Genomic DNA, 13,553 nt, shown 5'->3' on the forward strand with positions numbered 1-13,553 from the left:
ACCGAGGTGACGCCGTGAGGTTCGGGGAGTTCCTGCTGGTCGCGGTGCTGGCGCTGCCGGCGCTGGGCGCGCTCGCGGTGGCCGCGACCCCCCGGGAGCGGGCGGCCCGGGCGCTCGGCACGGCCGTCGCCGCGCTGACCCTGGTGGCCGCCGCGCTGCTCGTCCTCGGCGAGCGCGGCTGGACCACCTACGCGGCCGGCGTGCCCGCCGTGCGCCCGTGGCACCGGCTCGACCTGCCCTGGGTGCCCGGTCTGGACCTGCGCTTCCACCTCGGGGTGGACGGCATCTCCTGGCCGCTGGTCGTGCTGACGGCCCTGCTCACCCTGCTCTGCTGCGCCTACACCCTGTGGCGGGTGCCCGAGGGCGGCAGCGGGCGGGCGCTGGTGGCACTGCTGCTGGTCGTCGAGGTCGGCATCCTCGGCACCTTCCTCGCCCTCGACCTCGTGCTGTTCTTCGTGTTCTTCGAGGTCGTCCTCCTGCCGATGTACGCGATCATCGCCGGCTGGGGCGGCGCGGACCGGCGGCGGGCGGCGGCGAAGTTCGCCCTCTACACGCTGTTCGGCTCGGTGCTGCTGCTGGTCGGCGTCTACACGGTGGTGGCTGCCGCCGGCACCGCCGACATCGTGGCGCTCACCGGTGGGGCCGGGCTGTCCCGGAACACCCAGCTCGCCGCGTTCACCCTGCTCGCGCTGGCGTTCGCGGTGAAGAGCCCGCTCTGGCCGCTGCACTCCTGGCTGCCCGACGCGCACACCCAGGCGCCCACCGTCGGCAGCGTCGTCCTCGCCGGGGTGCTGCTCAAGATGGGCACGTACGGGCTGATCCGGATCGCGGTCGGAGTGGCGCCGGAGGGCGCCCGCTGGGCCGCCCCGGTGCTCGGCGTGCTCGCGGTCGCGGCGATCCTGGTCGGGTCGCTGGTCTGCCTCGCGCAGCGCGAGCTGAAACGGCTGATCGCGTACTCCAGCGTGGGGCACATGGGCTTCGTGCTGCTCGGGATCGCCACGCTCACCACTACCGGCATCCAGGCGGCCCTGATCGGCAACGTCGCGCACGGGGTGATCACCGGCCTGCTGTTCTTCCTCGCCGGCGCGGTCAAGGACCGTACGCACACCGGCTCGCTCGACGAGCTGTCCGGGCTGCGGGAGACCGCGCCCCGGCTCGCCGGGCTGCTCGGCTTCGCCGCCGTCGCCTCGCTCGGCCTGCCCGGGCTCGCCGGCTTCTGGGGCGAGGCGTTCGCGGTGGTGGCCGCCGTCGAGGTCGGTGGGGCGCTCTGGACCACCCTGGGCGTGCTGGCCGCGCTCGGCGGGGCGCTCACCGCGGCGTACTTCCTGCGGCTGCTGCGGCGGGTGACGCACGGGCGGCCCAGCCCGGCGGTCGGGCGGCTGACCCCCGGCCTGGCCGGCGCGGAACTGGCCGCGTGGGCGCCGCTGGTGCTGCTGGCTCTCGCGGTCGGTCTGGCCCCGACCCTGGTGCTCGGCGTCGCCGAGGCCCCGGTGGACGCCCTGGTGGAGGTGCTGCGATGAGCGAGCCGGGCCGGCGGAACGGACGCGGCGAGGTGTCCGCATGAGCGAGCGGAGCGAGCGAATCATTGGGCTCAGCGCTTTGGTGCCTCATGACGGCACGCAGCGAAGCGGAGTGCCGGCATGAGCGAGCGGAGCGAGCGAATCATCGGGCTCAGCGCTTTGGTGCCTCATGACGGCACGCAGCGAAGCGGAGTGCCGGCATGAGCGTGGTGCAGAGCGTCGACAACGTGGCGCTGCTCCCGGCGTACCTGGCCGCCGGGACGGCCGTGCTGGTGCTGCTCGCCGACCTGCTGGTGGCCCGCTCCCAGGTCACGTTGGCGACGGCCGCCGTCGGCGCGGTCGCCACGGCGCTCGGCGCGGCCCTGGTCGGCGCCGGGGACGAGCGGCGGACGTTCTGCGTCGGCCCCGACTGCTCGTACGTCTTCGGCGGCCGGGCCGCCCTGGTGGCGGCGGTCGTCGCCCTGCTCACGCTCGGGGTGCTCGCACTGTCGGGGCCGCTGCTGCGGGCGGGGCAGTCGCCGACGGGGGAGTACTGCTTCCTGCTCGCCTGCTCGATGACGGGCGGCGTGGTGCTCGGCGCGGCCGGCGACCTGATCACCCTGGTCGTGGCGCTGGAGACGCTCACCCTGCCGCTCTACGTGCTCGTCGGGCTGCGCCGGGGCAGCCTGGCCAGCGCCGAGGCGGCCGTCACCTTCTTCGTGGTCAGCGTCGTCGCCACCACGCTGACTTTGCTGGGGGCGGCGCTGCTCTACGCGGCCACGGGCGGGCTGCACCTGGGCCGGCTCGGCGCGATCCTGACCGACCGGCCGGACCTGCTCGACCTGCCGTTGACCACCGCCGCCGTGGCGCTGGTCGTGCTGGGGCTGGCGTTCAAGGTGGCGGCGGTGCCCTTCCACGCGTGGGCGCCGGCCACCTACGACGGCGCGCCGCTGCCGGTGGCGGCATACCTCTCCACCGCCTCGAAGCTGGGCGGCGTGGTCGCCCTGCTGGCCGTCGTGCAGCACGCGCTGCCGGCCGACGTGACGGGGCCGGTGCTCGCCCTGCTCGCGGTGCTGACGATGACCGTGGGCAACCTGGTGGCGCTGCGCCAGCGGCGTACGGTCCGGCTGCTCGCCTGGTCCTCGGTGGCCCAGGCCGGCTACATCCTCGCCCCGCTGGGCGCGTTGGCGCTGGCCGCCGGACGCACCGCCGACGCCCGCACCGCCGCGTACGCGGCCGCCGTCGCGTACGCCGTCTTCTTCGTGGTGCTGGAGCTGGCGGCCTTCGCGGCCGTGGTGGCGTTGCGCCCGGCCGGCGCGGACGGCGGCACCGTCGACGACCTGCGCGGCGCGGGCCGGCGGCACCCGTGGCGGGCGGCGGCGCTGGGACTGGCGCTGATCGGGCTCGCCGGTCTGCCGCCGGGCCTGGCCGGTCTCTTCGCCAAGGTGACCGTGGTCCGTTCGCTGCTGGACGGCGGCGCGGGCTGGCTGGCCCTGGTGGTGGCCGTGAACGCGGTGCTCGGCCTCGCCTACTACCTGCGCCTCACCGCCGCCCTCTGGGTCGCCCCGCCCGTGGCTCCGACGGCCCCGGTCGCCGGGCCCACCGCCCCCGCCGGTGGGGACGCCACGCCGGTCGGTGCCCCGGCCATCGCCGCCGTGCGGGCCGGGGCGGTCGGCGCGGCGCTGGTCGTGGCAACCGTGGTGGCAGTGGTGATCGGTTTCGCTCCGCAACTCGTGCTCGACCTCGCCGCCCGCTGAGCGAACCAGTCAGCCGGCGGCTCCCGCGCTGCGAACCCGTCAGCCGGCGGGCTCCGCGCCCGGATTCCAGGCGGCGGGCTCCGCGCCCGGATTCCCGCTGATCGTGGCGGTAATCGCAGGCGGGCACTCCGGACATCCCAGGCAACTCACAGCCATGAGACGGATGGTTGACGGGTACCGGGTTGTTGAACCGGTCAGCGGGTCCCGCGTGGATCCGCGCACCGAAGGAGTGATCGTGCACCACAACCGTCTGAAGACCGCCGCGTTGCTCGGCCTGCTCACCTCGCTGATCCTGGCGGTGGGCTACTGGTTCGGCGGCAGTGGCGGACTGGTCATCGCCGTCGTCGTCTCGCTGCTGATGAACGGCGTCACCTACTTCTACTCCGACAAGCTCGCGCTGCGCTCGATGCGGGCGCAACCGGTCAGCGAGGCACAGTTCCCCGAGCTGTACCGGATGGTCCGCGAGCTGGCCACCGAGGCCGGGCAGCCGATGCCGCGCCTCTACGTGAGCCCGACGTCCCAGCCCAACGCGTTCGCCACCGGGCGGAACCCGCAGCACGCGGCCGTCTGCGTGACCCAGGGGATCACCGAGATCCTCGACTACCGGGAGCTGCGCGGGGTGATCGGGCACGAGCTGTCGCACGTCTACAACCGGGACATCCTCATCTCCAGCGTGGCGGCCGGTCTGGCCGGCATCATCACCATGCTGGCGAACATCGCCTGGTTCATCCCGCTCGGCGGTGGCGACGACGAGGACTCCCCGAACCCGATCGTGCTGCTGCTCACCATCGTCCTGGGCCCGATCGCGGCCACCGTCATCCAGCTCGCGATCAGCCGCAGCCGGGAGTTCCAGGCGGACGCCTCCGGCGCCCGGCTGACCCGGGACCCGCTGGCCCTGGCCAGCGCTCTGCGGAAGATCCACATGGGCACCCAGCGCCGGCCGCTGCCGGCCCAGGGGCAGCTCACCAGCACCGCCCACCTGATGATCGACAACCCGTTCCGGGGCGGCGGCGTCGCCGCGCTCTTCTCCACCCACCCGCGGATGGAGGAGCGGGTCGCGCGCCTGGAGCAGATGGCCACGAGCAGCGGCCCGGTGCAGTTCCAGCGCTGAGGCGTTGATCACCTCTCCGCCCGTGCCCGGCCCCGCCGGGCACGGGCGGACCGCTGTGTGAGCGTGTTAACCGTTTCGTCCCGAGGCTGGCCGGCGTTAGGGTCGGAAGGGGTTCCCGCTCATTACACTCCCTTGGAGGTCGACCGTGGCCGCACTGCGCCAGTACCTGGGCGTCTGGCGGATCCCCGGGGCACCGATGCTGCTGGTCACCGGCATCATCGGGCGGCTCGGGATCGGGATGACGCCGCTGGCGCTGCTGCTGGTCGTCGAGCAGGTCACCGGGCGATACTCGCTGGCCGCCGTCGCCGGGGGCATCTACGCCCTGGCCGGTGCCGCGCTCAGCCCCGTGGCCGGCCGGATCGCCGACCGGATCGGCCCCAGCCCCGTGCTGCTCGGCACGGCGGTCGCCCACCCGCTCGCCCTGATCGGCCTGCTCTGGTCCGCCCGCGCCGACGCCGGCAGCCTGGCGCTGGTCTTCGTGGCCTCCGGCGTGGCCGGGGCGACGTACCCGCCGCTGACCGCCGCGATCCGGGGCGCCTGGAACGACCTGACCTCGCCCGCATCGGGCCGGCGACAGCTGCGCAACACCGCGCTCGCCGCCGAGACCACCCTCTTCGAGATCGTCTTCGTGCTCGGCCCGCTGCTGGTCGCCGGCTTCATCCTGGTCGCCGACGCCGGGGCCGCCCTGGTCGGTTCGGCCGTGGTGACCCTCGTCGGCACCACCGCCGTGGCGCTGGGCCGGGTGATGCGGGGGTGGCAGCCGCACCCGCGCGAGCACCACACCAGGGGGCTCGGGCCGCTGCGCGTCCCCGGTTTCCCGGCGCTGCTGCTCTGCGTGGCCAGCCTCGGCATCGCCTTCGGCGCGGCCGGCGTGACCGTGCCCGCGTTCGCGACCGACTACACCTCCGACGACCCGGACAGCCTCGCCGGCGTGCTGCTGGCCGTCTGGGGCGTCGGCAGCGCGGTGGGCGGGTTCTGGTTCGGTGTCCGCAAGCCGGCCCGGAACATGACCCGGCAGTTCGCGCTGCTGCTCGCCGCGGTGGCCGGCAGCTTCGCCGTCTTCGCGGTGATGCCCACCCCGGCGGCGCTGGGCACCGCCCTGGTGATCGGCGGCGCCACGATCGCGCCCGCGCTCACCCTGGAGAACACCCTGGTCGGCCGGATCTCGCCGACCAGCATGCTCAACGAGGCGTACACCTGGGTGGTGACCATGTCGGTGGGCGCCAGCGCCGCCGGCGGCGCGGTGGCCGGCCTGATCGTCGACCACGCCGGCGGGGTGCCGTGGGCGTTCCTCTTCGCCGGGGCGGCGGTCGCCGTCGGGGCCGGGATCGCGGCCCTGCCCACCGGCCCCATCGCCCGCGCGGAGGCCACCGCGGTACGCGCCGAGGATCTCGTGCCCGCCTGACCCGCACCACCGGTCGCCGGCTGACCCGCACCGCCGGTCGCTGCCTGACCCGCACCGCCGGCTGCCGGCTGTCCCGGCCGCCGGCGGGGTCAGCGCTGCTGCGTCATCCGGTCGGCGAGGCGACGCAGCGCCGGCGCGGCGGCGAGCAGCGCCTCCCGGTCGGCGTCGTCCAGGCCCGCCAGCGCGGCGCCGAGCAGGTCCCGCCGGTGCCGCCCGTACGCGGCGATCCGCTCCCGCGCCGCGTCGGTCAGTTCCAGGCGGACGGTCCGCCGGTCGACCGGGTCCCGGTCCCGCTGCAGCAGCCCGGCGGAGGTCAGCTCACCGACCAGCGTGCTGACGGTGTTGGGCGCGGTGCCCAGCCGCTCCGCGGCCTCACGGACGCCGACGCCCGGCTGCCGCTGCACCAGCCGCAGCACCTCCACCTGCGCGTCCGGCAGGGCGACGCTGCCGGCCCGCTGGCTGGCCGCGCGGCGCAGCACCCGGTGCAGATCGCCGAGGGCTCCGCTGAGCTGGTCCACCGTCTCGTCCGTCACAGGACACTCTCCCCGCTTCAACAACTCTGTTGGCAGAGCTATCGTATGCGGGCCGCCGCCACGGAGGGGACCGCCATGCCGCACGCCACCGCGCCGCCCGTACGCCCGGACGAGCGCGTCGCCGCGCCGACGGGACGGGCCGCCGCGGTGCTGCTGGTGCTGCTCGGCACGATCACCGCGTTCGGGCCGCTCTCCCTGGACACCTACCTGCCGGCGTTCCCCGAGATGACCCGCGACCTGGCCGCCAGCCAGGCACAGATCCAGCTCTCCCTCACCACCTGCCTGATCGGCATGGCGCTCGGCCAACTCGTCACCGGCCCGCTCAGCGACCGCTGGGGCCGGCGCCGACCGGTGCTCGTGGGCGTCGGCGCGTACACCCTGCTGTCGCTGCTCTGCGCGGCCGTGCCGTCGGCCGAGGCCCTGGCCGCGGCGCGGTTCGCGCAGGGCTTCGCCGGCGGCATGGGCGTGGTCGTCGCCCGCGCCGTCGTCCGCGACCTCTACGCCGGCCGGGACGCAGCGAAGTACTTCTCCCGGCTCACCCTGGTCTTCGGCATCGCCCCGATGGCCGCGCCGGCCTTCGGCAGCCTGGTGCTGCGCTTCGGCTCCTGGCGTACCGTCTTTGTCGCCCTCGCGGTGATCGGCGCGCTGCTCGCCGCCGCCGTCGCGTGGCGGCTGCCGGAGACGCTGCCCGCATCCCGGCGCAGCACCGGCGGCCTCGCCGCCACGGCCGCCGCCGGCCGCTCGCTCTTCACCGACCGGATCTTCCTGGGGTACGCGTTGGCGCAGGGCCTCGCCTTCGCCGGACTGTTCGCCTACATCTCCGGATCGTCCTTCGTCTTCCAGGACGTCTTCGGCGTCTCGGCCGGCACGTTCAGCCTGATCTTCGGCGTCAACGCGCTCGCCCTGGTCGCCGTCGGCCAGGCGAACGCCCGCCTGCTGGACCGCTTCGAGCCCCGCAGGCTGCTGATCGGGCCGCTCGGGGTGGGGGTGCTGGCCGCCGCCGCGGTGCTCGCAGGCGCACTACTCGACGCCTTGCCGCTGGTGGCGGTGGCCCTGTTCGTCTTCGTCGGATCGCTCGGCATGGTGACGCCGAACGGCACCGCGCTCGCCCTGGACCGGCACGCCGCCCACGCCGGCACCGCCGCCGCCCTGCTGGGCGCCATCCAGTCGGTGGTGGGGGCGGCAGCGGCGCCGCTGGTCGGGCTGGGCGGGGAAGGCAGCGCCGTCCCGATGGCCGTGGTGATCACCGGTGCGGCGACCGCCTCCCTCGCCGTCGTCCTCACCCTGGCCCGCCCGCACCGGTCCACCACGGCGACCTCTGCCGAGGGCAGCCTATGAGCATGGCGGGGCCGGTTCCGGCGGTGGTGGGTGGCGGCGTCAGAAGGTGAAGTCCCGGATCGCGGCGCCGCCCGACGCGTAGAGGTCGACCCCCACCTCTGCCCCGTCCAGCAGGAACTGGAGGCCGGCCCAGGCTTGTCGAGGCAGCAAACCGGCCGATCCTCGTCGTCGACCACGTGCTCCGCGGCCCACTCCAGGACGCCCGGCCCAGCTCCTCCGGGGTCACCCGGAACGACAGCACACTCCCCATGGATCGACCACTCCACATCGGCCCGGTCGAATCGGCGGCCAGTCTGACAGCCCCTTCGACGACCGGCGGGCACCGGGCGAGCACCACGGAGCCCCGACCGCAGGGGTCCAGGCCGTCGCCGGGCCGCCGGCCATCAGACGGAAATACCGAACGACGGCCGACGGCAACGACGTCTGCCAGGCTGCAGCAGGTCGACGACCTGATGATCAGCCAGGGCGGCTGAGGCTTACCGGTAGTTCGTGAACTGGAGGGCGACGCCGAAGTCCTCGCCCTTGAGCAGCGCGATGACGGCCTGGAGGTCATCCTTCTTCTTGCCGGTGACGCGGAGCTGGTCGCCCTGGATCTGCGCCTGGACGCCCTTCGGGCCCTCGTCGCGGATCTTCTTGCTGATCGCCTTGGCCTTGTCCGAGTCGATGCCCTGGATGACCTTGCAGTCGATCTTGAAGGTCTTGCCCGACGAGCGCGGGTCGCCGGCGTCCAGCGACTTCAGCGAGATGTTCCGCTTGACCAGCTTCTCCTTGAAGACCTCCAGCGCGGCCCGTACCCGCTCCTCGGTCTCCGCCTGGAGGCTGATCGCCTCCTCGCCGGACCAGGAGATCTCGGCGCCGGTGCCCCGGAAGTCGAACCGCGTCGCGAGCTCCTTCTCCACCTGGCGGAGGGCGTTGTCGACCTCCTGGCGCTCGACCTTGCTCACGATGTCGAACGACGGGTTCGCTGCCATGCTCATGCTCCTGCTGTCCGGCGGTTTGTGGTCCTGTGTCCCCCGCTGACCAGCGGTACGACCCCCTGACGGTACCCGGTTGCGCTCCTGCCGGGGGGAGCCGCTATCCTTGCTTCCGCTACCGCGTTACGACGCGGTGGGGTGCCCTGGCGGGTTGCCCGAGCGGCCAATGGGAGCGGACTGTAAATCCGTCGCGAAAGCTACAGAGGTTCGAATCCTCTACCCGCCACCAGGTGCACGAACGGCCCCGTGAGCTGCGGAAACGCACTCCGGGGCCGTTCTCGTTCAGTCCAACGGAGTCCAGCCCGATCCGGCGCTCTGTGGCTGGTTGCGGGAACATAGCGGGAGCGGATGATCTTGGCTGCGGCACTCCCCGGCCCTACGAGCTTGATCGGCTGACGCTGACCGGCGGCGGCGCGCTTGTCCAACCACCTCCACCGAGCCCGCGGGGAGTATCGTCCTCGATGTGCTGCCAAGCCTCCAGTTCACCGAATATCACAAGTTTCTTGTCAGTGTTGGCGGCCTTTCAGTGGGGCTTGCGGCGGCACTCCCAATCTTCCTCCTTAGGACCCAGAAAGTCCCAACAATCAAGGCAGAAGATATCGGGAAGCTTGACCCTGCTTCTCAAAAAGCCTTAGCTCTCCAGCAAGAGCAGACTCTTTGGTTGTTGAAAGCCTGGCCGATAATCTCGGCGTTATTGTTGGTCGTCGGTCTGGTGCTCGTGTGGCGTGGCGCGACGATATGGCGTAAGCGGCAGCGCGTGCTGGATAACCGAGAGGACGCCGAGATTAAGCGCATTGCCGCCGAGGAAAGCAAGTTAACGCAGGAGGCTGCTTCCTTCATGCGCGCTCACCAGCTGTCGCCGGATGAGCAAGCGCGGGTGGCAGAGGAGAAGATCGAAGAGGATGGCGAACTGCTGGCCGTACCGGTCGGGTCGGAGCTTCAGGAGGCCGAGCCGTCGGCAGTGCCGCACCCACGCCCTGCATCCAACGTAGATGCTTCTTGGACTGAGTCTCTCGAGATCCCGGCTGATGCACCTTCGAACGTCCGGGGGCTCCTGACGTACCTCGTCAACCAGAACCGGCTGCTAGATCGCCTAGCGAGACCCTTCCAAGGTCAAGTTGACGTTGCGCGCGGCGTTCGTCTAGGCCGCGCAGAGATGGACGCGGTCTTCACCTCCTCACATCCCCAGTTGCCCAGCCTGGTTGTCGAAGTCAAAACTCTCCGGAGTGCGGGCGCGAAACAATCGGCCTGGTCGGGCATCTTGGCGGCCGACGAGGCGAAAGCAACTGCGGAACGCGAGGTGAAGCGGGAGTTCCGACCAGTTGTGGTGTATCTTCTTCCTGACACTGACACTGACAGCAAGCGGTTTTACGTAGCCATTGGCGAGGCGCTGCGCCAGAGAGCTATTATCTCAACGTCACCGTTAACCGTCATCGCGGTGCAGGCACGGGATATTTTGCGGCTCAGCGTTGACCCATCTTGGCTTCAGACGGACACGCCGTACTTCCACTGGCAAGAGTAAGAGTTCCTAACAAAATGATCTCCGGGTCTGTCATCCCTTGTAGAGGATGATTACGATGTCGGGCCGTGAGGCGTGGCGAGCAGCCGCCGTGGATCGTGCCGGACGGGCTGTGGCAGCGCATCGAGCCGCTGCTGCCCGAACCTGAGCGCAACCCGCGGCACCCGGGACGCAAGCGGATCCCGGACCGGCAGGTGTTGTGCGGGATCCTGTTCGTGCTGCACACCGGCATCCAGTGGGAGTTCCTGCCCCAGCAGCTGGGGTTCGGCTCGGGGATGACCTGCTGGCGGCGGCTGGAGGAGTGGAACCGGGCCGGGGTGTGGCAGCGGCTGCACGAGCTGCTGCTGGCCGAACTCCAGGCCGCCGGCAAGCTGGACTGGTCCCGCGCCGTGATCGACTCCTCCCATGTACGGGCCGCCCGACGTGGCCCAAGAGCGGCCCGAGCCCGGTCGACCGCGCCCGCCCGGGCTCGAAGCACCACGTCCTGACCGAGGGCGCCGGCATCCCCCTCGCCGTGTCGCTGACCGGCGGCAACCGCAACGACGTCACCGAACTACTCCCGCTGATCGACAAGATCCCGCCGATACGCGGGCGGCGCGGACGGCCACAACGGCGCCCCGATCAACTGTTCGCCGACCGCGCCTACGACCACGACAAGTACCGCAAGGCCGTCCGCGCCAAGGGCATCCGCCCGCGGATCGCTCGCCGAGGTCAGCCTCACGGCTCCGGCCTGGGCGTGTTCCGGTGGGTCGTCGAGCGCACGATCGCCTGGTACCACGGCATGAGACGGCTACGCATCCGGTGGGAACGCCGCGACGACATCCACGAAGCCTTCCTCGGCCTGGCCACCTGCATCATCACGTACCGACACGTCGTACGACTTTGTTAGGACCTATAAATCCGTCGCGATAGCTACAGAGGTTCGGATCCTCTACCCGCCACCAGGTGCAGAGAGAGGCCCCTGACCAGCGAAAACGCCGGTCAGGGGCCTCTTTTGTCGGTCTCGCTCAGTCCCGCCATGGCCCACGCAGTCTCGCTGGCTGTGTCGTATGCGTGTCGGCGCCTGCGGCGCGAACGGGTGCACGTGCGCGAACCTCCCAGGTATAGGGCTCGCACATCCTGGAACAACGGTAGTCTCGGCACCTGCGGGCGGGCTTCCTCATTGGTGGTACGTCAGCGAGGGCGATGAACGAGCCAGGCGACGGCCGAGCCGGTCCGCAAGCTGCCACAGCGGGATAGGCCGGTCGGGGTGATACGTGTGACTTCGTCAGGATCCTGGCCGCCCGGTTGCGATTGAGAGTCGCCGCATCACTGACCTGCGGTGTTCGATGGTGGTCCGCCGCGCAGATCGATCACGACGCGCCAGGCCGAGGGTCTGAAACTGCAGGGAAGGTTGCGGCCCCTGTGTCGCAGCTGTGTCGCCGTACCCCTGTTGGGTCGGCGTTCATGCTGGTCAGAGGCTTCGGGTGCATCGTGGTCGGCGTTGCGGACCTGGTGCCGTTCGCCATTCGTACGACATCCTGGTCGGGCCAGGAGCCGCTGCCGGTCACCGTTGTGCGGCTTTCCCTCCGGGTGTACGACGTCCAACCCCCGGTGAGCCGGGCAGGTGGCGGTGAGTATGAGCGGTATGGGACATCCGGAAGGCGGTGGAGAGGGTCAGGACCTGTTGCAACGTCGCGAGGACGTGCGGCAGGCCAACTTCCTGGAACTGTTCGTCGACCTGGTGTTGGTGTTCGCCCTGGCCGGGGTGGTCAGCCGCGTCGCGCGGGACGTCCTCAGCGAAGACGCTGTCGTCCGGTGGCGGTCGATGGCCTTCCTGCTGGTGCTGTCGCTGCCGCTGATCTGGCTGTGGATCACGACCGCGCACATCACCAGCTGGTTCGACCCCCGCCGCCGCAAGATCCAGTGGATTGTGCTGGCCAGTGCCTTCGGGTTGCTGGTCATGTCGACCTCGCTGCCGTACGCGTTCGTGGGCCGCGGGTGGGCGTTCGCGCTGCCGTACGTGATCCTGCAGCTCGGCCGGCCGCTCATCCTGATGCCCGCGCTGCGCGGGCACCCCCTTCGGCGGCTCTACCTCCGGTCAGTGCTGTGGTACGCGGCCACGGCGGTGATCTGGCTCGCCGGCGCGGCCGTCAGTGGCAGCGCCCGGGCCACCCTGTGGGGGGTCGCCGTGACCATTGACATCGTCGCCGGGCAGTTGCGCTGGCCGGTGCCGGGGATGGCCCGGCCAGCGCAGGTCAGTGCGTGGGCCATGGACAGCCGCCACCACCTGCCCGAGCGATACCAGCAGTTCCTGATGATCGCCCTCGGGGAAACCGTCCTCGCCGTCGGCCTCACGCTGACCAACCAGCCGGTCACCGCGGCGGCCGCCGCGGGGCTCGTGGTGGCGTTCCTGTCGACCGTGCTGTTGTGGCGCATCTACTTTTACCGCTCCGGCCAGGTCCTCTCCGAAGCTGTCGCCGCGGCGGGGGACCGGTACGCCGCCGGCCGCGCCACCGGCACCGCCCACGTCGTCATGGTGGCGGGCATCGTCGCCGCCGCAGTCGGGTTCGAGATCGTACTGAAGCACCCGGACGGCCGGCCCGAGGCGGTGTGGCTCGTCGCGATCCTCGGCGGCCCGGCATTGTTCCTCTACGGCCGCATCCGTCTGGAACGCATCGTGTTCGACCGACTTTCCGTCCGCCGCGTCGTCGCCATCGCCGCCCTGGCGGTCGCCGCCGTCCCCCTGTATTTCGCCTCGTCGCTGGCCGCTGCGGTCGTGGCCGCGCTCGTGCTGCTCGCCGTCGCCCTGGCCGACGCCCGCCACGCCGCCGGCCGTCCTCCCGAGGCGCCCTCCCCGGCGCACTAGGTGTACTGCCCAGGGAGGTTGGTCAACCTGGTGATAGGTGGCCGGCCGGCGGAGGTTGCCCGGCGTCTGGGCCACGGCCTCGTCCTCCTTCGGGTCTACGCCGACTGCATCGACGGGGAGACGTACGTCGGACGGCCGGCGAAGCCCGTGCGGCGCCGGGCGGGAGGCGCTCACTCCCGCGGTCCCCTTCGTGACCGGCTTGTCCGGATCCGCCGCTCCAGCCGCATTGCCCTCCACCGATCGGACGCATCATGTCTCGACACTGGTGCGATGGCGCAGACCGGGTATGGTGGTCGATGCCCGGGCGCGTGTCCGGATGGGTGGTGCGGCTCCCCGGGCGACTGATGGACGATAGCCGTAGGGTCGGCCGGCCCTGCCGGCCTCGTCGCCGGGCGGAATGCGCCGAAGGTCGTATTCGGCACTGTACGAAGTGGGTGGTGGCCGTCGCAGGCTCGTGATCTGGCCTGCTGCGACGAGGGTGGTGGTCCGAACGGCGGAACGTCACCGACGCTCGGGCCGCCGGCAGGCGCACGGCTTTTCTGGGTACCTGCCTTGTGGCACGATCGTGG

10 protein-coding genes and 1 tRNA gene are annotated in these 13,553 nt (G+C 71.6%); 9 read left to right on the forward strand and 2 right to left on the reverse strand.

All coding sequences use genetic code 11. The features are described 5' to 3' along the window. The first annotated feature begins 14 nt into the window (after positions 1-14). The 4 genes from ACGF5G_RS20575 to ACGF5G_RS20590 all read left to right on the forward strand — a co-directional run bounded on the left by ACGF5G_RS20575 (position 15) and on the right by ACGF5G_RS20590 (position 5,772). Positions 15-1,520 carry a NuoM family protein gene (locus tag ACGF5G_RS20575; RefSeq protein ID WP_393264955.1) on the forward strand — a complete coding sequence of 502 codons (1,506 nt, stop codon included), beginning with the start codon at positions 15-17 and terminating at the stop codon, positions 1,518-1,520. Between the two features lie 200 nt (positions 1,521-1,720). Further along, positions 1,721-3,256, forward strand: a complete 1,536-nt coding sequence (locus ACGF5G_RS20580) for an NADH-quinone oxidoreductase subunit N (RefSeq protein WP_393264958.1) — start codon at positions 1,721-1,723, stop codon at positions 3,254-3,256. 235 nt (positions 3,257-3,491) lie between these two features. Further along, complete coding sequence (gene htpX / locus ACGF5G_RS20585; RefSeq protein ID WP_393264961.1) at positions 3,492-4,367, forward strand: zinc metalloprotease HtpX; 876 nt, start codon at positions 3,492-3,494, stop codon at positions 4,365-4,367. A 145-nt stretch (positions 4,368-4,512) separates the two neighbouring features. Beyond that, positions 4,513-5,772, forward strand: a complete 1,260-nt coding sequence (locus ACGF5G_RS20590) for an MFS transporter (protein WP_357460159.1) — start codon at positions 4,513-4,515, stop codon at positions 5,770-5,772. 89 nt (positions 5,773-5,861) lie between these two features. On the opposite strand, the gene ACGF5G_RS20595 is transcribed toward ACGF5G_RS20590, so the two are convergent. Further along, positions 5,862-6,305: a MarR family winged helix-turn-helix transcriptional regulator gene (locus tag ACGF5G_RS20595; RefSeq protein ID WP_393264964.1), complete on the reverse strand. Its 444-nt coding sequence runs from the start codon at positions 6,303-6,305 to the stop codon at positions 5,862-5,864. A 75-nt stretch (positions 6,306-6,380) separates the two neighbouring features. Between ACGF5G_RS20595 and ACGF5G_RS20600 the strand changes: the two genes are divergently transcribed. Continuing rightward, the gene (locus ACGF5G_RS20600; protein ID WP_393264967.1) at positions 6,381-7,643 is read left to right on the forward strand and encodes a multidrug effflux MFS transporter; all 1,263 of its coding nucleotides are present in this window, start codon (positions 6,381-6,383) and stop codon (positions 7,641-7,643) included. A 476-nt stretch (positions 7,644-8,119) separates the two neighbouring features. Here ACGF5G_RS20600 and ACGF5G_RS20605 read toward each other — a convergent pair whose 3' ends face one another. Then, complete coding sequence (locus ACGF5G_RS20605) at positions 8,120-8,614, reverse strand: YajQ family cyclic di-GMP-binding protein (RefSeq protein WP_393264969.1); 495 nt, start codon at positions 8,612-8,614, stop codon at positions 8,120-8,122. A 148-nt stretch (positions 8,615-8,762) separates the two neighbouring features. Here ACGF5G_RS20605 and ACGF5G_RS20610 point away from each other — a divergent pair. The 4 genes from ACGF5G_RS20610 (at position 8,763) to ACGF5G_RS20625 (ending at position 12,984) form a co-directional block, all read left to right on the forward strand. Continuing rightward, a tRNA-Tyr gene (locus tag ACGF5G_RS20610) sits at positions 8,763-8,846 on the forward strand. Between the two features lie 234 nt (positions 8,847-9,080). Beyond that, a complete protein-coding gene (locus ACGF5G_RS20615) occupies positions 9,081-10,139 on the forward strand; it encodes a hypothetical protein (protein ID WP_393264971.1) in 1,059 nt (352 codons plus the stop codon). A gap of 92 nt (positions 10,140-10,231) precedes the next feature. Continuing rightward, positions 10,232-11,025, forward strand: a protein-coding gene (locus ACGF5G_RS20620; protein ID WP_393265049.1) for an IS5 family transposase whose coding sequence is annotated in 2 segments (ribosomal slippage) — positions 10,232-10,568 and positions 10,568-11,025 — 795 coding nt in all. Because the reading frame shifts where the segments join, the coding sequence is not laid out codon by codon here. 738 nt (positions 11,026-11,763) lie between these two features. Further along, positions 11,764-12,984, forward strand: coding sequence for a low temperature requirement protein A (locus ACGF5G_RS20625; protein ID WP_393264974.1), 1,221 nt, complete (start codon positions 11,764-11,766; stop codon positions 12,982-12,984). Positions 12,985-13,553: the final 569 nt, after the last annotated feature.

The organism is Micromonospora sp. NPDC047730, from assembly GCF_043204765.1.
In the GTDB taxonomy this organism is placed as follows: Bacteria; Actinomycetota; Actinomycetes; order Mycobacteriales; family Micromonosporaceae; genus Micromonospora.

What these genes read in the sequence shown, in the direction of transcription:
- ACGF5G_RS20580 (WP_393264958.1), top strand. Translation starts at nt 1,721, where the DNA reads ATGAGCGTGGTGCAGAGCGTCGACAACGTGGCGCTGCTCCCGGCGTAC.
- ACGF5G_RS20600 (WP_393264967.1), top strand. Translation starts at nt 6,381, where the DNA reads ATGCCGCACGCCACCGCGCCGCCCGTACGCCCGGACGAGCGCGTCGCC.
- ACGF5G_RS20605 (WP_393264969.1), bottom strand. Translation starts at nt 8,614, where the DNA reads ATGGCAGCGAACCCGTCGTTCGACATCGTGAGCAAGGTCGAGCGCCAG.
- ACGF5G_RS20625 (WP_393264974.1), top strand. Translation starts at nt 11,764, where the DNA reads ATGGGACATCCGGAAGGCGGTGGAGAGGGTCAGGACCTGTTGCAACGT.